Origin of the sequence: Sphingobium salicis subsp. salicis, from assembly GCF_049472635.1 — a bacterium.
Classification (GTDB): domain Bacteria; phylum Pseudomonadota; class Alphaproteobacteria; order Sphingomonadales; family Sphingomonadaceae; genus Sphingobium; species Sphingobium yanoikuyae_A.
In genome coordinates this window covers 1,345,114-1,364,351 of the sequence record NZ_JAYRCS010000001.1, presented here as the reverse complement: position 1 = coordinate 1,364,351, position 19,238 = coordinate 1,345,114, and the positions used below count along the sequence as shown (strand labels likewise).

General features: G+C 65.1%; 18 protein-coding genes. 14 read left to right on the top strand and 4 right to left on the bottom strand.

What is annotated here, in order from left to right:
• Position 1: 1 nt before the first annotated feature.
• Genes VHN57_RS06615 through VHN57_RS06560 form a run of 12 tightly spaced genes read left to right on the top strand, consistent with a single transcriptional unit; the run spans position 2 to position 13,084 of the window.
• Positions 2-1,414: an AAA family ATPase gene (locus VHN57_RS06615; RefSeq protein ID WP_278986312.1), complete on the top strand. Its 1,413-nt coding sequence runs from the start codon at positions 2-4 to the stop codon at positions 1,412-1,414.
• Positions 1,411-2,766 carry a GNVR domain-containing protein gene (locus tag VHN57_RS06610; RefSeq protein WP_010339077.1) on the top strand — a complete coding sequence of 452 codons (1,356 nt, stop codon included), beginning with the start codon at positions 1,411-1,413 and terminating at the stop codon, positions 2,764-2,766. Before VHN57_RS06615 ends, VHN57_RS06610 begins: the two co-directional genes overlap by 4 nt.
• On the top strand, positions 2,763-3,668 hold the full coding sequence (locus VHN57_RS06605; RefSeq protein ID WP_099232688.1) for a P-loop NTPase family protein: 906 nt from the start codon (positions 2,763-2,765) through the stop codon (positions 3,666-3,668). The genes VHN57_RS06610 and VHN57_RS06605 overlap by 4 nt, the downstream gene beginning before the upstream one ends.
• Positions 3,665-4,471, top strand: a complete 807-nt coding sequence (locus tag VHN57_RS06600) for a WecB/TagA/CpsF family glycosyltransferase (RefSeq protein ID WP_278986306.1) — start codon at positions 3,665-3,667, stop codon at positions 4,469-4,471. Before VHN57_RS06605 ends, VHN57_RS06600 begins: the two co-directional genes overlap by 4 nt.
• Positions 4,464-5,738 carry a polysaccharide biosynthesis protein gene (locus VHN57_RS06595; protein WP_423283204.1) on the top strand — a complete coding sequence of 425 codons (1,275 nt, stop codon included), beginning with the start codon at positions 4,464-4,466 and terminating at the stop codon, positions 5,736-5,738. The genes VHN57_RS06600 and VHN57_RS06595 overlap by 8 nt, the downstream gene beginning before the upstream one ends.
• Positions 5,739-5,741: 3 nt before the next feature.
• Positions 5,742-7,124 carry an O-antigen ligase family protein gene (locus VHN57_RS06590; RefSeq protein WP_136187150.1) on the top strand — a complete coding sequence of 461 codons (1,383 nt, stop codon included), beginning with the start codon at positions 5,742-5,744 and terminating at the stop codon, positions 7,122-7,124.
• Positions 7,117-8,046 (top strand): glycosyltransferase family 2 protein, encoded by a 930-nt coding sequence (locus tag VHN57_RS06585; RefSeq protein WP_017499216.1) that lies wholly within the window; start codon positions 7,117-7,119, stop codon positions 8,044-8,046. The genes VHN57_RS06590 and VHN57_RS06585 overlap by 8 nt, the downstream gene beginning before the upstream one ends.
• Positions 8,043-8,984 carry a glycosyltransferase family 2 protein gene (locus VHN57_RS06580; RefSeq protein ID WP_037507003.1) on the top strand — a complete coding sequence of 314 codons (942 nt, stop codon included), beginning with the start codon at positions 8,043-8,045 and terminating at the stop codon, positions 8,982-8,984. The genes VHN57_RS06585 and VHN57_RS06580 overlap by 4 nt, the downstream gene beginning before the upstream one ends.
• Positions 8,984-9,949 (top strand): glycosyltransferase family 2 protein, encoded by a 966-nt coding sequence (locus tag VHN57_RS06575; RefSeq protein WP_004212417.1) that lies wholly within the window; start codon positions 8,984-8,986, stop codon positions 9,947-9,949. The genes VHN57_RS06580 and VHN57_RS06575 overlap by 1 nt, the downstream gene beginning before the upstream one ends.
• Positions 9,946-11,067, top strand: a complete 1,122-nt coding sequence (locus tag VHN57_RS06570) for an endo-1,4-beta-xylanase (RefSeq protein WP_278988720.1) — start codon at positions 9,946-9,948, stop codon at positions 11,065-11,067. The genes VHN57_RS06575 and VHN57_RS06570 overlap by 4 nt, the downstream gene beginning before the upstream one ends.
• Positions 11,064-12,149, top strand: coding sequence for an acyltransferase family protein (locus VHN57_RS06565; protein WP_423283200.1), 1,086 nt, complete (start codon positions 11,064-11,066; stop codon positions 12,147-12,149). Before VHN57_RS06570 ends, VHN57_RS06565 begins: the two co-directional genes overlap by 4 nt.
• On the top strand, positions 12,146-13,084 hold the full coding sequence (locus VHN57_RS06560) for a glycosyltransferase family 2 protein (RefSeq protein WP_278988270.1): 939 nt from the start codon (positions 12,146-12,148) through the stop codon (positions 13,082-13,084). The genes VHN57_RS06565 and VHN57_RS06560 overlap by 4 nt, the downstream gene beginning before the upstream one ends.
• Here the strand turns inward: VHN57_RS06560 and VHN57_RS06555 are convergent.
• The 4 genes from VHN57_RS06555 to epsC form a co-directional block, all read right to left on the bottom strand.
• Positions 13,069-14,463, bottom strand: coding sequence for a family 16 glycosylhydrolase (locus tag VHN57_RS06555; RefSeq protein WP_423283198.1), 1,395 nt, complete (start codon positions 14,461-14,463; stop codon positions 13,069-13,071). The genes VHN57_RS06560 and VHN57_RS06555 overlap by 16 nt on opposite strands.
• Before the next feature lie 114 nt (positions 14,464-14,577).
• A complete protein-coding gene (locus VHN57_RS06550) occupies positions 14,578-15,921 on the bottom strand; it encodes a UDP-glucose dehydrogenase family protein (RefSeq protein WP_004212408.1) in 1,344 nt (447 codons plus the stop codon).
• Between the two features lie 321 nt (positions 15,922-16,242).
• A complete protein-coding gene (locus VHN57_RS06545) occupies positions 16,243-16,590 on the bottom strand; it encodes a DUF2794 domain-containing protein (protein WP_069338373.1) in 348 nt (115 codons plus the stop codon).
• Complete coding sequence (epsC, locus tag VHN57_RS06540) at positions 16,590-17,306, bottom strand: serine O-acetyltransferase EpsC (RefSeq protein ID WP_010339066.1); 717 nt, start codon at positions 17,304-17,306, stop codon at positions 16,590-16,592. Before epsC ends, VHN57_RS06545 begins: the two co-directional genes overlap by 1 nt.
• A gap of 188 nt (positions 17,307-17,494) precedes the next feature.
• On the opposite strand from epsC, the gene VHN57_RS06535 reads away from it, so the two are divergent.
• Positions 17,495-18,268, top strand: coding sequence for a sulfite exporter TauE/SafE family protein (locus VHN57_RS06535; RefSeq protein WP_004212403.1), 774 nt, complete (start codon positions 17,495-17,497; stop codon positions 18,266-18,268).
• 39 nt (positions 18,269-18,307) lie between these two features.
• Positions 18,308-19,237, top strand: a complete 930-nt coding sequence (locus VHN57_RS06530) for a hydrogen peroxide-inducible genes activator (protein WP_004212401.1) — start codon at positions 18,308-18,310, stop codon at positions 19,235-19,237.
• Position 19,238: the final 1 nt, after the last annotated feature.

Genomic DNA, 19,238 nt, shown 5'->3' with positions numbered 1-19,238 from the left:
GATGGAACATGATTTCGGCGCCCGCTCGGCGGGTACGCTCGACTGGCTCTGGTCCCTGCCGCGCCGACTGGCCGGCAGCTCCAGCCCCTCCGCCCGTGTCATCCCCGATCAGGCTCCGTTACTGCTGGAGGAACCGGTTGCACCGAGCTTCCACCGGACGGCAGAGCCCGAACCGGCGCCCGACGACACCCCGCGACCGCTTTCGATGGGCGCGATGGCAACGCCGCTCAAGCCCATCAGCCTGCGCCGGGATTCGATCTATAGCGCCTTCAACACCGCCATGCCGGTGACCGACCGCCATGGTCTGGCCGGCCGAAACAATGAGCTGGAAAAGCTGGTCGAGGCGATCGTGGTCCAGCGCAAGCATGCGATCATCTTCGGCACGCGCGGATCGGGCAAGACCTCGCTTGCGCGCGTCTTCGGCGATCTGGCGGACGAGGCGGGCTGCGTTGCTCTCTATGGGTCGGCGAGCGGCGAGGCCGATTTCGACTCGCTGTTCCGCCCCTTCCTCACCGAACTACCGATGAGCGGCGCGGGTCAGGAACGGGCCCGCAAGCTCGCCACCGGCCCGCTCGACGTGAATGGCCTTGCGACCCTGCTGGTCGAGGAGGTGCGCCAGCGCTCCATCCTGATCCTCGACGAATATGACCGGGTCCGCTCCGACACCGCCAAGCAGGATGTCGCAACGCTGCTCAAGCTGCTGACCGATATCCATTCGCCGGTGCAGGTCGTACTGGTCGGCATTGCCGGGGATGTCGACGGCCTGATCGCCGCCCATCCCTCGCTCCGCCGCCATATCGCACCCCAGAGGGTCAGCCCGATCGCCCGCCCCGAACTGGAACTGCTGCTGGCAAGCTGCGGCGAGAAGGCCGGGCTGTCGATCACGCCCGAAGCCGTGGAGGCGCTGGCCGGCGCAGCAATGGGGTCGCCCTATCATGCCCGGCTGTTCGGCATGCAGGCGGCGCTTGTGACCGAGGCCAGCGGCCGCGAGCAGGTGACCGCCAGCGATGTCGAACAGGGGCTGGCCAGCGCGCTGGACGACTGGGCGGAAATGAGCAGCGCCAGCCATGGCCTGTTCACCCGCGCCCTGCGCGACAGCGCATCCGGGCGCCGGATGATCGCGCTGGCCGGCATCGTCGCGTCGCAGATGTCGGCGATTTCGCTGGAGCGGCTGCTGCGCGTCGGCAGCGACATATTGGGCGAATATCCGGGCATGGAAGCCGATGCCAGCGATGCGCTGGCTCGGTTGGAGCCTGCCCTTACGCCCACGCCGGGCGGCGAATTGTGGATGTTTGAAGATACGCTGGCGCCGCAATTTCTGCTGCTGATGGCCAAGCAGCCCGCGCCGCGCACCGTCGCGCCGACGCCGGCCGAGGAAATGCGCGCCATGCTCCGAGGAGTGGACGGACTATGACGATGAACCCCCTGGACCTTGCCGCCGCCGTCAAGGCGCGCTGGCGGGTCGCCGCGATGATCGGCGGCGCCCTGTTCCTGCTGATCGCGGTCGCGGCCTTCATGCAGTCGCGCCAATATATGGCGACGACCTCGCTGATGCTGGACCTGTCGCAGACCGATCCGACCGACACGACCCAGAATCAGGGCCGGGTCGAGGTGGACTCGATCCTGGGCACCCAGACCGACATCATCCGCAGTGCCAAGGTGATCAATGCGGTCGCCAAGGAAGCGGGCTTCATCGACGCGCTGCCCGCGGACATGCCAGCCGATGCCCGCCTGCAACAGGCCGCCGCGCGCGTGCGCGCCGGGCTGCTGGTCACCACCGGCCGCCAGAGCAACGTGCTGCAAATCCAGTATCTCGATCCCGATCCGCAGGTCGCCGCCCGCGTCGCCAACCTCGCCGCGCAGATCTACATGCGCGAGCAGGTGGAACTGCGTGCCTCGCCGGCGCGCACCTCGGCCAAATGGTTCAACGAACAGACTGCCGACGTGCGCCGCCGCTATGAGGATGCGCAGAAGCGCCTGTCCGACTTCCAGCGTGCCCATGACATCATCGGCATCAACCGCATGGATCTTGAGGCCGAGAAGCTGAAGAACATGTCCTATCAGCTGACCCAGGCCCAGGCCGAAGCCGCCGCCGCGCGCGGCAAGGCCGGCGCCGGTTCGGTGTCCGACATCGAAGGGTCGCTGATCGTCCAGAATTTGCAGGAACAGGTCGCGGCCCAGTCGGCCAAGGTGCAGGAACTGGGCAAAACGCTCGGCCCCAATCATCCGACCATGGCAGCCGCTTCGGCGCAATTGTCCGAACTCCAGGCCAAGCTTGGCGCCGCGCGCGCCAGCCAGGCCGGTGCGGTCAGCGCCAACAGCGTCGCCGCCAGCCGCCGCGAGGGCGACCTCAAGTCGAACATGGCCTCGCAGGAAGACCGCATGATCCGCATGTCCGACGTGCAGGACCAGTTGATGGTCATGCAACGCGACGTCGATGCTGCCCGCCAGACCTATGACACGGTGCGCCAGCGCTTCAACGAAGCGGCACTCAAGAGCCAGATCTCGCAACCCAATGCCAGCCTGCTCGACGAGGCGACCGTGCCGCTGCTGCCCGCCAAGCCCAACCTGCTGCTCTGGCTGGTGGGTGGCATCGCCCTTGGCCTGGTCGGCGGCATTGCGGCGGTCGTCCTGATCGAAATCGCTCAGCCCCGCGTCCGCTCCGCCGCCGGCGTGGCCCGCGCGACCGAGGTCGAAGTCATCACCGAATTGCTGCCTGCCCCCGCACGGGGCGGTTGGCTCCCCAAGCGACAGGAGGCCGCATGAGACTGCGTTCCACGGCTAGTGCCCATCCCCATCTGACCGCCGGCGCCACGACCGGCCTCAAGCCCCGCGCCCGCGATACCAAGGATTTCGCGCAACTTGCGGTCGAACATGGCTTCCTCGCCGAAACCGACATCGGCCGGATCGAAGCCCATGGCCATGCCGCCGGCCAGCCCTTCCAGCAGGCGGCGATCGACCTTGGCCTGCTCGATCCCGAGACGGCGGGCATCATCCTCGCCATGCAGGGCGGCTTCCCGCTGCTGGCGGCCGGCGACCAGCGGGTCGATCCGCTGGTGGTCAGCGCCTTCGACCCGGCGGACGCCTATGCCGCCAAGGTCCGCACCATCCGCGCCAAGATGCGCGCGGCAGCAAAGGACAGCGACGGCGCAGCCCTGCGCCTTGCCATCCTGTCGATCGACGCGGGCGACGAGGCCGCGATCCTTGCCGCCAATCTCGCCGTCGTAATGGCGCAGATGGACGGGCAGACGATGCTGGTCGATGTCGATATCGACCGCCCCTCGCTTGATCGGCTGTTCCGCGTCGCCAACAAGGCGGGTCTGGCCGAACAATTGCTTGGCAGCGCCGCGCTGCTGCCTGCCGCGCGCACGGCGGTCGATGGCCTGTGGCTGATGACCGCCGGCCGGGCATCGGGCAGCGCATCCAGCCTGGTGACCAAGGGGCCGCTGGCGGACACCGCCGCTGGCTGGGGCCTGCACGACACGTCGATGCTCTTCTACCTCGCCCAGCGGCGCGGTGAGCAGACGCCGTTCGGCTCCATCCTCGCGGGCTTCGATGCCGTCACCATTGTCGCCCGGCGCGGTGAGACCGCGATCGCCGACATGCGCCGCGTGATCGACGATCTCGATCGCCACGGCGTCGCAATCGCAGGGAGCGTGATCGCATGAGCCTTGAGCAGGCCATTCCCCGCCAACCGCTGCAACAGCCCGTGTCCACGCCGGAGGAGATCGCCCTGGTCGGCGGCATTCCGGTGTCGACCCTGTCGCTCGATGCGCTGATCGACCAGATGCTGGGCGAGGCGCCGCTGCGCCGCGCGCTCGACCAGCGCCCGCTGCTGATCTTCGACTGCAACGGCCAGGGCCTGTCGATGAACGCCACGGACAAGGGCTTTCGCGACAATCTGGCGCAGGCGGACCTGATCCATGCCGATGGCCAGATCGTCGTCGCCGCCTCGCGCTGGGTCGGCCAGCCGCCGATCGCCGACCGGTCGAGCACCACCGACATGTTCATCGACAGCCTGGTGCCCGCAGCGAAGGCGGGGGTCAGCTACTATCTGCTCGGCGGCGAGGAAAAGGTGAACGCCGCCTGCGCCGATCGGATCGTCGAGATGGCACCGGGCCTTACCGTCGCGGGACGCCGCAACGGCTTCTGGAAGCCGGAGGAGGAAGATGCGGTGATCGACGCGATCAACGCGGCCGCGCCCGACGTCCTGTGGGTCGGCACCGGCAAGCCGCGCGAGCAGGCCTTTTGCGTGCGCAATCGCGATCGTATCAAGGCCGGCTGGATCGTCACCTGCGGCGGCCTGTTCAACTATATCACCGGCGACTATCCGCGCGCGCCGATGTGGATGCAGCGCAATGGCCTGGAATGGCTGCACCGCATGGGCACCCGGCCCAAGGAACTGGCCTGGCGCTATATCACCACCAATCCCCATGCCCTGTGGCTGATCTGGAAGCACCGCCATGGCTGAGGCGCAGGCGGCTTCCGGCCGTACCCAGCGCCTGGGCACCATATTCGGCCGCTTCGGCCTCGCCAGCTTCTCCTCGGCGATCGTCTCGGTCAGCCATCTGCTGGTCCAGCTCTTCTCGATCCACCATCTCGCGACCACCGGCATCGGCGTGCTCGCCTTCCTGCTGGTCATCATCCAGTTCGGCTACAGCCTGTCCAACGCGCTGGTGTCGACGCCCTACACGATCGCCGTCAATCAGGGCGAGGATGTCGATCGCGCGGCGCATGGCTTCTTCTTTCCGGTCAACCTGCTGCTCTCGCTCAGCCAGGGGCTGATCTGCGCCGCCATCGCCTGGACCACCGCCTCGCCACAGGCCGCGCTGGTCTTCGGCCTTGCGGGCACATTGTCGCTGATCCGCTGGTTCGGCCGTTCCAACGCCTATGCCCATCATGCGCCGATGCAGGCCGCCCGGTCCGACATCGCCTATGCCGCGACGATCCTCATTGGCCTGCTGGTCGCGATGCGCACCGGCGCGGACCTCTCCAGTATCGGCACCATGCTGGTCGCCGCCAGCCTCGCTGGCCTGCTGCCCTTCGGCAGCCCCTATCTGCGCCGCCATGTCGCCATGTCGCCGCTGGCCGCCCTGCGCGCCTATCGCCCGGTGTGGAAGGAACAGTCGGCCTGGACGCTGGTCGGCGTGCTGTCGACCGAGGCGACGTCGAACGCCCACAGCTATGCCGTGACCCTGCTCGCGGGGCCGACCGCCTTCGCGCCGATCGCCGTCGGCATGCTGTTCTTCCGCCCGGTCAATGTCTGCATAACCGCCCTCACTCAGCTGGAACGCCCGCGCATGACCCGTGCCGTCGCGCGCGGCGATCATCAGGCCGCGATCCAGTCGGAACGCATCTTCATGGGCGCCCTTGTCTTCCTGTGGCTCGGCACCTGCGTCGTCGCGGCCGGCGCGCTCTATTTCTTCCCCGGCCTGATCCTCAAGCCCACGCTCGACCATCAGCTGGTGATCACTGCCGTGGCGCTCTGCGCCCTGCTCTCGCTGGTCCAGTGCGTGCAGACGCCGATGAGCGTCATGACCCAGGCACGCAAGGCCTTCCGTCCGCTCGCCGCCCAGAGCCTGCGTAGCTGCGGCGTCGGCATTGCCGCCGTCACCCTGCTGACCCTGCTGGTCGCGCCCGTCTTCTCGATCGCCGGCGTCGTGCTGTCGCAGTTCGTCATGATGCTCGGCATCTGGCAACTCGACCGCAACTGGCGCCGCAACCAGGCGGAGGGTTGAGCGATGGCAAGCACCCCCTGGCATCGTGACATTCCCGCGCCGGTCCTGGCCCGGCCGGGCGTCGCCGCCATCAAGAAGACCGAAAGCGCCCGGCTGATCCTGGTCGCCCAAATCTTCTATTTCACCTTCCTGATGCTGGTCTTCATCGGCCAGCAGCCTTTCGCCTCGCGCACCCAGGATGAACTGGTCGCCATGGCGCAGGAAAATAATGGTTCGGACCTGTTCAAGCAGGCGCTGTTCATCGGCTTTGCGATGCTGCTGACCGGCGTGCAGCTGATCCGCCGCTATCCGCCACGCTATCGCTTCACGCTCTGGCCGCTGGCCATCATGCTTGCCTGGTTCTTCATCACCTGCAGTTGGGGCGTCGATCCGTTCGTATCGTTCAAGCGGGCGATGCAGCAGTTGATCGTGATCTACATCACCTTCAGTGCGCTCAGCCTGATCGGCCCTGAAAGGCTGCTCCAGGCGCTGCGCTACGCGCTCATCCTGTCCCTCATCATCTGCTGGGTCTCGCTGCCCTTGACCTCCGCGGCAGTGCATCCGCCGACCGAGAGCGACAAGGCACTGATCGGCGCCTGGCGCGGCTTCTTTTTCCACAAGAATATTGCCGGCGCGGTCATGGCGCTCACCTTCATGGTCGCGGCCAATGCCTGGGTCGATACCAAGAAATGGTATTATGCCCTCTTCTCGGTGATGGCCTTCGTCTTCGTGATCGGCACCAAGAGCAAGACCTCGCTCGCCTTGTCCTTCGCCATCCTGGGCGTCTGCGCCGTCTATCGGGCACTGAGCGATTCCACCCAGAAACGGGCGGTGCTGCTGATCATGGTCGCGCTCGGCATGGTCGGGGTGCTGTGGCTATATGTCGCCTTCCAGCCGGTGGTGGAGCGGATCTTCGCCGACCCCACTTCCTTCACCGGCCGCGTGTCCATCTGGGAAGTCGACCTCGCCTATCTCAAGGACCATCCGTTCCTGGGCGCGGGTTTCGGCGGCTTCTGGCAGGTCGGCGATCGCAGCCCCTCGCTCGATTATCTCAACCAGGCGTTTCAGACCCTGACCGCCCATTCGCACAATGGCTATCTGGAAATCCTGGTGACCACCGGACCGCTCGGCCTCATCATGTTGCTGCTCACCTTCCTGGCGCTGCCTGCCATCTGGTTCCTGACCGGGGCGACGCCGCAGAACCGGCCGATCATGGTGCCCTGCTTCGCGATCTGGGTCTTCGTCCTCTACCAGAATCTGCTGGAAACCTCGTTCTTCGACAAGGATCGGCAGGTCTGGGTGATCTTCCTGGCGGCCATCGCCGCCGCCCACGCCACCTACAAGGCGCGCCCGCTTCCGCAGTGGCGCCGCCGCTTTCTCGCCCGCCCGGAGGCTTCCCATGGCTAATGTCGTCATCTGCATCGCGACCTGCAATCGCCCCCAGGGGCTGCGGCGCACGCTTGCCTCGCTCACCACGCTCGAAACCCGCCACCGGATCGATGTGCTGGTCGCCGACAATGATGCCAGGGAGCAGCAGGGGCTGGCCGTGGTGGAGGCGCTGGCGACATCGGGCTATCGCTGGCCGATCGAGGCGCTGCTGGTGCGGGAGCGCGGTATTCCCCTGGTCCGCAATGCGCTGGTCGAGGCGGCTCTCGCCCGGCCCGGCGTCACCCATGTGGCGATGATGGACGATGACGAGGCGGCATGCCCCGGCTGGATCGACGCGCTGGTGACGGCCGCCGACCGCTGGGACGCCGATGTCGTCGGCGGCGCGGTGCTGCGCGAGATGGACAGCCCGCTGCCCGCCTGGGCCTCGCGCCATCCGCTGCTCCAGCCCAAGCGGCGCGACAAGTCCGGCCCGGTCTCGCTGGTCGACAGCACCGCCAATGTGCTGATGTCCGCCAACGCATTGCGCCGCATCGGCGCCCGCCCGTTCGACGAGCGCATGGCGCTCACCGGCGGGTCGGACAAGCAGCTCTTCACCCGTATGCAGCGCGCCGGTTTCCGCTTCGCCTGGTCGGAGGAAGCGCTGGTCACCGAACTCATCCCAGCCAGCCGGGTTACCGCCAAATGGCTGCTGATGCGCGGCTATCGTGTCGGCATGACCGACATGATCGTCGCCCGCACCCATGGCGGCGCCCTTCGTGCGGCGCTCAGCGAAAGCCCCCGCATCGCGGTCGGCTTCCTGGTCGGCGCGGTCGGCCCCCTCACCACATTGGACCGCGGCAAGCGGGTGGAGCGCCTCGGCAAGCTCTATCGCGCCGCGGGCAAAATCGCCGGCCTCACCGGCATCCATTATGAAGAATATCGAAAGGTCCATGGCGCATGACCAACATCCCCTTCTTCTCCGTCGTCATCCCGCTCTACAACCGCGCCGACGTGGTCACCGACACGATCCGGTCGGTACTGGCGCAGGACTGGACCGATTTCGAGATCGTCGTCGTCGATGATGGCTCGCATGACAATCCCGGCCCGGTGATCGAAGCGATCGGCGACCCGCGCCTGCGTTACATCCGGCAGGACAATGCCGGTGGTGGTGCGGCGCGCAATCGGGGCATTCTCGCCGCCGAGGGGCGCTACATCGCCTTCCTCGATTCCGACGACCTGTTCCTGCCCGGCAAGCTGTCGACCATGGCGGAAGCGCTGGCGGGCGACGGCGGCCGCACGGTTCTCTATTCGCGGATGAAAGTCGATCGAGGCGTCGATCGCTACTGGATCCGCCCCGACCGCGGCATCCGGGAAGATGAGGATGTTGGCGAATATCTCTTCTGCGCCAACCAGTTCATGCAGACCTCAACGATGGTCGTACCGACCCGGATGGCCCAGCAGGTGCTGTTCGACCCCGCGCTCAAGAAGGGGCAGGATCTCGACTTCTGCGTCCGGCTTCAGGGCGCCGGCGCGCGCTTCCGGATGATCGAACGGCCGCTCACCATCTGGCTGGACGCCACAGAGGTCGGCCGCACCTCCTATGTGCGCGGCTATGAAACCTCGCTCGACTGGCTCGATCGCTGCGGCCATATGCTGACCAACCGGGCGCGGCGTGGCTATCGCGCGACGGTGCTCGCCTATCATATGGCGCCGATCCGCCCGGTCGCGGCGATCCGCGACCTCGCCATCGGCCTGACCGCGGGTGGTGTTCCGCCACGGGTGATCGCGCGCCAGCTGCTGCGCTCCTACATGCCAAAGTCGCTCTATCGTTCGCTCGTCAACGGCTTCGTCCTGCGTTTCGGCAAGGCCGATGCCCTCAGTAGCGGCGCCCGTTCGTGATGGCGGCCTGGCAACCTCCGTCCGCGCTGCAGGAACAGGCGGCTTCGCCGCTCTTTTCCGTGGTCATCCCGACCTATCAGCGTCGCGACAAGGTGGTCGATGCAGTGCTGTCCGCGCTCGACCAGACCATCGCGCTGATCGAGGTGATCGTCGTGATCGACGGATCGACCGACGACACCGAACAGGTGCTGGCCGGGATCGCAGACCCGCGCCTGCGCGTCATCGTCCAGCCCAATCGCGGCGCATCGGCGGCGCGCAACACCGGGATTGCGCAGGCGCGCGGGCGCTATATCGCCTTCCTCGACTGCGATGACCGCTTCCTGCCTCATCATCTCGCCGACCTGCTGCCCCTGCTGCAACAGGACGAGAATGTGGTCGCCTACGGCCAGGTGCTGGTCGATCGCGGCCAGGGACGCAATTTCCTCAAACCTCCCCGCGCGATCGCGACCGGCGAGACGATCGACCGCTATCTCATGTGCGATCGCGGTTTCATCCAGACCAGCAGCCTGGCGCTCAGTCGCGGCCTCGCCAACAAGGTCCGCTATCGCGAGGATGTGAAGTTCGGTGACGATACCGACTTTGCCGTGCGTCTGGCGCTGGCCGGCGGTCAGTTCCAGATGACCGCGCGGCCCGGCACGATCTGGGCCGACCGCGATGCCGAACATCGGCTGTCGGCGGTGCGCGGCAGCGTCGGCAGCCTCATCTGGCTGCGCGACCTGCGCCCGCATATCTCGGCCCGTGCCTTTTCCGCCTATATGGGCTGGCATGCGGCCAAGAGCATCTGGCCGACCAGCCGGTTCCAGGCGATGCGCTATTATGTCGGCGCCGTGCTGCGCGGCGCCTTCGGCCCGCGGCTGGCCGCGACCGTGCTGATGCAGATCATCCTGCCCGATCCCGTCTATCGCCGGATTTCCGACCGTTGGATCGACATGGCCCAAATGGTGGGCGGGAGGCCGCGCCTGTGAAGCGTCGCGAATTTCTGGCCGGCGGCATGGCACTGGCGGCGACACTGCCCGCTGGCGTAGCGGCGGCCGCCATGCCGCCCGGCCTCGCCACCCATGCCCGTGCCAAGGGCCGCTATTTCGGCGCGGCGGTCAAGTCGCGCCAGTTGCGCGAGGATGCGGGCTTCACCCAGGCGGTGGCGCAGGAATGCAATATCCTGGTGCAGGAATATGAGCTGAAGCGCGGCACGACCGAACCCAAACCGGGCCAATATGATTTCAGCGGTGCCGACCAGATCATCGATTTCGCCCAGAAGCATGACATGCGCGCGCGCGGCCATGCCCTGGTCTGGTATGCCGCCCAGCCCAAATGGCTGGAGCCCGCACTGCAGGCCGCCAGCGATCGCGGCCGCCAGAAGCTGATGACGAGCTATATCACCACGGCCATGCCCCGCTATGCCGGCCGCATCCAGGAATGGGACGTGGTGAACGAGGCGCTGGAGCCCAATGATGGCCGCGCCGACGGGATGCGCGCCGACAGCATGTGGATGCAGGCGCTGGGCGAACATTATATCGACATCGCCTTCCACACCGCGCGCGAGACCGATCCCAAGGCGACCCTGTTCCTGACCGATTATGGCATCGAACATGACTCGCCCCGCTGCGAACGGCGCCGGACCGCGATGCTGAAGCTACTCGACCGGCTGAAGGCGCGTGACGTGCCGATCGACGCGATCGGCATCCAGGGTCATCTCAAACCCTATAAGGAAGGGTTCAACGAGCGCCGCTTCGCCGATTTCCTCGACCTGCTGCGCGGCTATGGCCTGAAGCTGGAGATTACCGAGTTCGACATTGCCGACATTGGCGGCCCGCCCAACCCGGCCAAGCGTGACAGCGAAGTTGCCAGTGTCGGCCGCGCCTTCATCGATGTCGCGCTGGACAATCCGGCGATGCAGGCCGTGCTCTGCTGGGGCCTGTCGGACCGCTATTCCTGGTTGTCCAACTACAAGGATTATAAATGGCCCGACGGCCAGTTGTCGCGCGGATTACCGCTGGACGGTTCCCTGCGCCGCAAGCCGCTGTGGGACGCCATCGCCGCCGCCTTCGACGACGCGCCGCCGGCCGGGAGACATGCCGCATGAGAATTTCCTCGCTCACGGGCCTGCGCGGCATCGCCGCCGTTTCGGTCCTGCTCTACCATATTCCCCATGCGCCGGCCTTTCAGGCCTTCGCCATCCCGCTTTTCTCGCGCGCCTATCTGGCTGTCGATCTTTTCTTCATTCTCAGCGGCTTCGTCATTTCCTACGGCTATTATGACCGGCTGATGCACAATCTGGGGCGGTCCAGTTACATGGACTTCCTGATCAACCGCACCGCCCGCGTCTGGCCGCTGCACCTGATCGTCACCCTGGTGTTCATGGCCCGCATCCTGGTCAATGTGTCGGGGACACAGGCGATCCCGCTCGACCTGCCCAATATCCTCACCAACCTGCTGATGATCCAGAGCTGGGGATGGGGCACCCAGCCGATCGCCGGCAACAGCTGGTCGGTCAGCACCGAGGTCGCCGCCTATCTCCTCTACCCGCTGATCGCGATCATGGCCTTTTCCCGCTGGGCCTGGGCGCAACTGGCGCTGTGCGTCGGCATTCTGGTGCTGGTCGCCAGTTCCGGCCGGGGCGCCAGCGGCCCCCTGGATGTCAACGACTATGACACAGTGCTGACGCTGCTGCGCTGCCTTGCCGGCTTTGCGCTGGGCGTCCTGACCTATCGCATCCGCGACATGGCGCTGACCCGCAGCCTGCTCGATGGCCCCGGCCGATTTGCCGCCATATGTGTCATCATCGCTGTCGCCCTGATGCTGCCCCGAGCCGCCGACGTGCTGGTCGTGTGCCTGATGCCCGCGCTGGTCCTCACCTGCTATTATGATGGCGCCGCCGCCCGCGCGGTGATGGCCAACCCGGTCAGCTATCATCTGGGCCTGATCAGCTATTCCATTTACCTCTGGCATCCGCTGGTGCGCGACATCATGGCCCGCGTCATGGGCATTGCCCATCGGCACGGCTTTGTCGGCCATGACTGGATCTTCATCGCCGCCATGCTGATCGCCACCTGGCTGCTCTGCTGGGCCAGTTACCGGCTGATTGAACTGCCGGGTCACAAGATTATCAAATGGCTGCAACGCGGCGGACGCGCCCGCCCGACCCCGATGGAGGTGACTGCATGATGCCCCACGTCCCAACAATCTGGATCGCGATCCCGACCTACCGTCGACCGGGCCAGTTGCGCCACCTGCTCGAAAGCCTGGCCACCGTCGTCCAGCATGACGATGTCCAGTTGCTGGTCGCCGACAATGATCCGGTGGCGCAGGAAGGGGCGATGGTCGCGCACGAGATGCAGGACGATCCCGATTATCCTCTGCCGATCCATATCCTGCATGTGCCCGAGCCGGGCCTTTGCTCGGTCCGCAACGCGATCGTCGCCACCGCGCTCGCGGCTCCGGCAATGCAATATCTGGCGATGATCGATGATGACGAATGGCCACAACCCGGTTGGCTCGACGCACTCCTCGCAATTCGAGAGATGTGCGGCGCCGATGTGGTTGGCGGCCCCGTCGACGCCCATTTCCTGCGTCCGCCGCCACACTGGGCACGCGAAGCGCTGGTGTTCCGGGCTGAGGAACGGCCTTCGGGCGCCACCGACATGCTATGGGCCAGCAACAATCTGCTGCTCAGCCGCAAGGCGCTGGAGACGCTGCCCGCCCCCTGGTTCGATCCGCGCTTCAATCGCAGTGGCGGCGAGGATCTGGATTACCTCACCCGGCTATATGATACCGGCCTCAGCTTCGGCTGGGCGACGGATGCGCGGGTCAGCGAATGGGTGCCACCCGAACGGGTGAGGCTCAGTTGGGCGCTCTCGCGCATGTGGCGGATCGGCTTTACCGAGACGCTGACCCGCCGGAAGCATCGGCCCGGCATCGTCGGCACCCTCACCCTGTTCGGTCGGACGCTGGCGGTGTTCGCGATGCGCACCGCCGGGCTCCTCGCCCTGTTGCTGCCCGGCGCGCGACGGGTCGACATCGCCGGGCAGTGGATCAAATGCTGGGGCCGCCTCTATGCCCTGACAGGCCGGGGCAGCCGGGCCTATTATGGCGCCGAATAGACCTTGAAGCTGCGGATGGTCATGTCGCCACTGCCATCATCATAGGCGCCCGTCGTCTTCACCGCGACATTCATCAGCGGATAGAAGCGGAAGCCCTTGAACGGGTTGACCGACTGGTAGGTTTCCTTGCCGTCGACGAACCAGGTGATGTAGTCACGCTGGATATCGACCGCAAACTTGTGGAAGTCCTGCGAGTAGCCCGACAGGCCATAGGCCTGTTCGGTCTGGATGACGATACCGCGCTGGTCATAGCGGGTGCTGTTGGCACCGACATGGATCGTCTGGCCGACATGGCGATCGAAATCCCAATAGCTCTGATAGCCAAAGCCTTCATAGACATCGATTTCCGGCGGCCAGCCACTGGTCGAGATCAGCCAGAAAGCGGGCCAGGAACCACGCCGGTTGGGCATCTTCGCTTCCCACTCATATTGGCCATAGCCGATCTGCGAGGCGAGGAAATTGCGGCCATCCAGGATCGACGCGCCATAATTATAGGTCACGCCCTGATAGCTGATCGGGGTCTTGAGCACCTGGCTGTGCAGCACCAGGCCCTTGTTGCTCCAGTAGACCGGCCCTTCGATCCCCGGATAGGTGGTGGTGTCGACATAGAGGCCGGTCTCGCCATTGCCGGTCTGCGCCCGGCCATGCGACAGGGTCGTGGCCCAGCGGTCCCAGCCGCCATCGACCGACCTTTTGTGCGTGTCCTTGAGCAGTTCGAACTGCAGCGTGCCCGAGGCCGCGAAGGTCCGCGCTTCGCGGAAGGTGCCGGTCGCCTTCTCGGTCGCGGCGACATAGGCCTTGGCCGTGACGGTTGCCGTCGACTGTCCCTGCAATGCGCCCCAGGGCGCCTCTCGCAGTTTCACGCTGAACTGCTGGCCTTCTGTGGCACTGATAACCGGCACTTCCACCGTCTGTTCCAGCGGATCACCCGGCCGGAAGATGACGACGGTGTCGACCGTCTTGTAATTGGTGCCGGACGTGGCCTTCAGCGTGCCGGTGCCGTTCACCGTGGTGATCCGCGCGATCACCGTGTTGGGCGTCGCCCGATCGAGATAGACCGGGACATAGACGGTGCTGCTGCCCGGCTTGTAGGTGGCGTTGCCGATCCAGAGCGTCGCCTTGCCCGGCAATACCGTGCCATTGGCGAAGTCGAAGTCAGCAAAGCTGTTGCTGGTGCTGCTGGTCGTCGCCGTGCTGGTCGTCGTCGCACTGCTCGCACTGCTGCTGGAGATGGTGACCGTGCCGCTATCGGCCGTGCTGGTCGATGAGTTGCTGGTCGTACTGGTTCCGCCCGACAGGATCGTGGCGGCGCCTGCCGCGAAGACAGACGTAATGATTGCTCCGGCTCCGATCATGGAGCCGGCCGATTTGCTGCGCATAATGCAACCCCCGTTTTGGTGTCCCTAAAGGGTCCGCCACGAGGGTTAACAATTGCTTCCAGACAAGCTCGCCTCGTCGCAAATCAGCCATTTTTGCGACGAGGCGAGGAACTTTTACTCGGCAGCTTCAACCAGCATTTCGGGCTCAGGCGCCATGCCACGGCCAACGCTGTCATAGATAAATCCAGCCGCTTCAGCGACTTCGGGCCGATAGATGTTGCGCAGGTCGACCAGACCATTGCCGGCCATCACGCCGCGCAGGCGCGACAGGTCGAGCGCGCGCAGCGCATCCCATTCAGTGACCAGCACGACGGCCGATGCCCCCTGCGCTGCGGCATAGGGATCGTGGAAGAAATCGACATTCTGCAGCAGCGGCTGGGCCGCCTCGATCCCTTCGGGGTCGAAGGCGCGGATCTGCGCACCGCCATCCTGCAGGGCCTGGATGATCGACAGCGACGGCGCATCGCGCATATCGTCGGTATTGGGCTTGAAGGTCAGGCCCAGCACCGCGATCGTCTTGCCCCGCACCGATCCGTTGCACACGCCGATCACCTTGCGCGCCATGGCGCGCTTGCGGCTTTCGTTGATCGCGACGGTGGTTTCGATCAGGCGAATGGGCGCCCCGGAGTCTTCCGCCGTCTTGACCAGCGCCAGCGTGTCCTTGGGGAAGCAGGAGCCACCATAGCCGGGGCCGGCATGTAGGAATTTCGAACCGATCCGGTTATCAAGCCCAATACCGCGCGCCACCTGTTGCACATCCGCGCCGACCCGTTCGCACAATTCGGCCATCTCGTTGATATAGGTGATCTTCATCGCCAGGAAGGCGTTGGCGGCATATTTGATCAGTTCGCTGGTACGGCGACCGGTGAACAGCAGCGGCGCCTGGTTGAGGTAGAGCGGGCGATAGACCTCCTCCATCACCGGACGAGCACGCTCGTCCTCGATGCCGACGACGATGCGATCCGGGCGCTTGAAATCCTCGATCGCGGCGCCCTCGCGCAGAAATTCGGGATTGGAGGCGACCGCAAACTGGGCGTCAGGATTGGTTTCGCGGATGATCCGTTCGACTTCGTCGCCGGTGCCGACCGGCACGGTCGACTTGGTAACCACAACGGTAAAGCCCTTGAGCGCCCCGGCAATCTCGCGCGCGGCATCATAGACATAGCTGAGGTCGGCATGGCCATCGCCCCGACGCGCCGGCGTACCGACCGCAATGAAGACGACATCGGCGTCTGCCACGGACGTTGCCAGATCGGTCGTGAAGCTCAACCGGCCCGCCTTGACGTTGCGCGCGATGAGATCGGCCAGGCCCGGCTCATAGATCGGCACGCCGCCTTCGCGCAACTTGGCGATCTTGCGCTCATCCTTGTCGACGCAGATGATTTCGTGGCCGAAATCCGCGAGGCAGGCGCCCGATACCAGACCAACATAACCAGATCCGGTCATCACGATCCGCATGACAATTCTCCTTGTCCAATGTGCAAGCTAATCGACAATATGCCCGCAACCGATCGCCCCGATCCGGACAGGACGCGACAGAGCGCTCCGGAAAATCCGGATGCGCGCACCTCTCGCCCTGACAAAGATCGAGGCCCCCGGCCTGTTCGGACAGTTGCCGCGTCAGTGGAACCAGCCACCTGTTGACGCGATGCAGCATAAGTCGGGTCATGACGCTGTTGCAACGCGACTTGGCGCTACGCGGGCACATGTGGACGTGGGGCGAATGGAAAATGCGCCGAACTGCCGCAGCGCGCGGGCGCAATTAACCGGATCTGCGGGTCAATCCTCGACGATGCGCATCAATTTGCGTTCGACAGGCGCCAATATGCCCTGCAACTCCTGCCCGCGCTTGAGCACATGACCCGCTTCCCCCACCAGCGTCCACATGCCCTGGCGATTGCGCAACGCCGGCCGCTTCTCGATCCGATATTCAGGACGCTCGGCAGAACGCCGAAAAGCGGAGAAAATCGCCGCCTCACGCCCCAGGTCCATGGCATAGTCGCGCCAGTGTCCGGCGGCGACCATGCGGCCATAGAGATCCATGATCCGCTGCAATTCAAGGCGATCGAACCCGACCTGCCCCTGTTGCTGGCCGTTGGGTGCTGGGAACGGCGTCACATTGGACATCAGGCCCGGCCACGCTCCTTGAACAGGGCGACGTCATCGGCAGGCAGTTCGGGCACCTGCTTCTGCGCCAGCAACTCAGCCAGCCGCTTCTGCAACTGCTCCACTTCGCACTGCAGCAATTCCAGCTTCTGCTTTTCGGGATCGAAACAATCGGAGCAGGGCGTGCCATAGGGCAGGAAGTCGCGCTGATAAGCGGTGACATCGACCAGCATCGCGCGCGCGGGGATGCCGACCATGGTCGCGGCCTCCGCAACATCCTTGGTCACCACCGCATTGGCGCCGACACGGGCACGGGCGCCGACACGGACCGGGCCCAGCACCTGCGCGCCCGACCCCACGATCACGCCATTTTCCAGCGTCGGATGGCGCTTGCCGGCGATTCCGTTGGCGGGATCGGTCCCGCCCAGCGTCACATTCTGATAGAGAGTGACGTCGTCGCCAATCTCCGCCGTCTCGCCGATCACGGTGAAGCCATGATCGATGAAGAAGCGCTTGCCGATCTTCGCGCCGGGATGAATGTCATTGCCGGTCAGGAAGCGCGACAGATGATTGACTGCCCGCGCCAGGAAATAGAGCCGCGCCCGATAGAGACGATGCGCCACGCGATGGAAGGCCAGCGACCAGATACCGGGATAGAGCAGGATTTCCGCCCGCGATCGCGGCGCAGGGTCGCGCGACTTGACCGAATCCAGATAGGCGATGAGATTACGCAGCATCGAAACGTCCCTGAACGGACCCGCCCTGCTGGCGCGTCCCTTTTACTCTGTTGCCAGCAACATAGAGATTAAGCGGCAATTTTTCCAGAGCGCGCCCTAATTCGCCTTCCCGGCCCAAAACAGAAACTTGCTTGGCGCCTCAAGATATACCAATCATTGAGGTAGACAATTAGAACGAAGGTGTTTGGATGATCGACACATTTATCGCCCATTTTGGCGAAATACTGCCTTTCATCCTGATCGGCTTCGGCGCGCAGATTATCGATGGCGCCCTTGGCATGGCCTATGGCGTGATTTCCAGCACCCTGCTGCTGGCCATGGGCGTGCCGCCCAGCCGTGCGTCCGCCAGCGTCCATGCCGCCGAAACCTTCACCACCGGTGTGTCCGCGATCAGCCATATCCTGCACCGCAATGTCGACTGGGGCCTGTTCGCCCGGCTCGTCATTCCCGGCGTGATCGGTGGCGTGGCCGGCGCCTATCTGCTCTCCAATATCGACGGCGCGATCATCAAGCCCTTCGTCCAGTTCTATCTGGCAGCGATCGGCATCTACCTGATCTGGCGCGGCTTCCATTTCCCCCCGCACAGCAAGAGCCCCAAATGGGTTGCACCGCTAGGCCTGGTCGGTGGCTTCATGGACGCGTCGGGCGGCGGCGGCTGGGGTCCGGTCGTGACATCCAACCTGCTGATCCAGGGATCGAGCCCGCGCCACACCATCGGCACGGTCAACAGCGTCGAATTCATCCTGACCCTGTCGATCAGCCTGACCTTCCTGTTCCATCTGGGCTGGGAAAGCTTCACCACCTACACGATCGGCCTGTTGATCGGCGGCGTAGTGGCAGCCCCCTTTGGCGCCATGCTGGCCCGCCATGTTGCGCCTAAAGTGCTGTTCGTGGCCGTCGGCATCATCCTGACCCTGACGTCGGCCTTCGGCATCGCCAAATATCTTGGTTATATCGGATAATTCGCTTATATTCGGATTTCTAATTCAGGAATCCGATAAATGTCGAACTACATGCCCACGCTCAAACAGCTGCAATATCTGGTTGCGCTGAAGGAACATGGCCATTTCGGCAAGGCGGCCGACAGCTGCTATGTGACCCAATCCACCCTGTCGGCCGGCATCCGCGAGTTGGAATCCCTGATCGGCGTTACGCTGGTCGAGCGAACGCGCCGCGTCGTGCGCTTCACGGCGCTGGGCGATCGCATCGTCGAAAAGGCGCACCGCGTCCTGCGCGAGGCGGAGGAACTTGCCGCCATCGCCGAGGCGTCGGGCAAGCCGCTGACCGGCGAATTGCGGATGAGCGTCATCCCGACGATCGCGCCCTTCCTGCTGCCGCGCCTGCTGCCCCGCCTGCGGGCCGACCGGCCGGAACTGAAACTCTATCTGCGCGAGGAAACGACCCAGGCGGCGATCGATTCGCTGCGCCATGGCAATGTCGACTGTGTGCTGATGGCCCTGCCCTATCCGACCGGCGAACTGGATAGCGAGATATTGTTCCAGGATCCGCTCTATGTCGCCTTCCCGCGCGACGATCCGACCAATCCGCCGGACTGGATCAAGCCGGACATGATCGACGAGAACAAGCTGCTGCTGCTGGAGGACGGGCATTGCCTGAAGGACCATGCGCTGGCGGCCTGCAATCGCCCCGACCTGCGCGCCAGCGCGACGATGATGGGCACATCGCTCCACACGCTGATCCAGATGGTCGACAATGGGCTGGGCGTCACCATGCTGCCGGAAATGGCGCTGGCCGGCGGCATATTGGAACACACCAACATCACCGCGCGTCCGCTGCAGTCCGATCATGCCTGGCGCGATATTGCCCTGGTCTGGCGCAAGAACAGCCCGCGCGAGAAGGAATTCCATCTGCTCGCCGAGATATTGCGCGACGCAGCGGACCATCCCGCGATCCGCGCCAACGCCGCCTGAT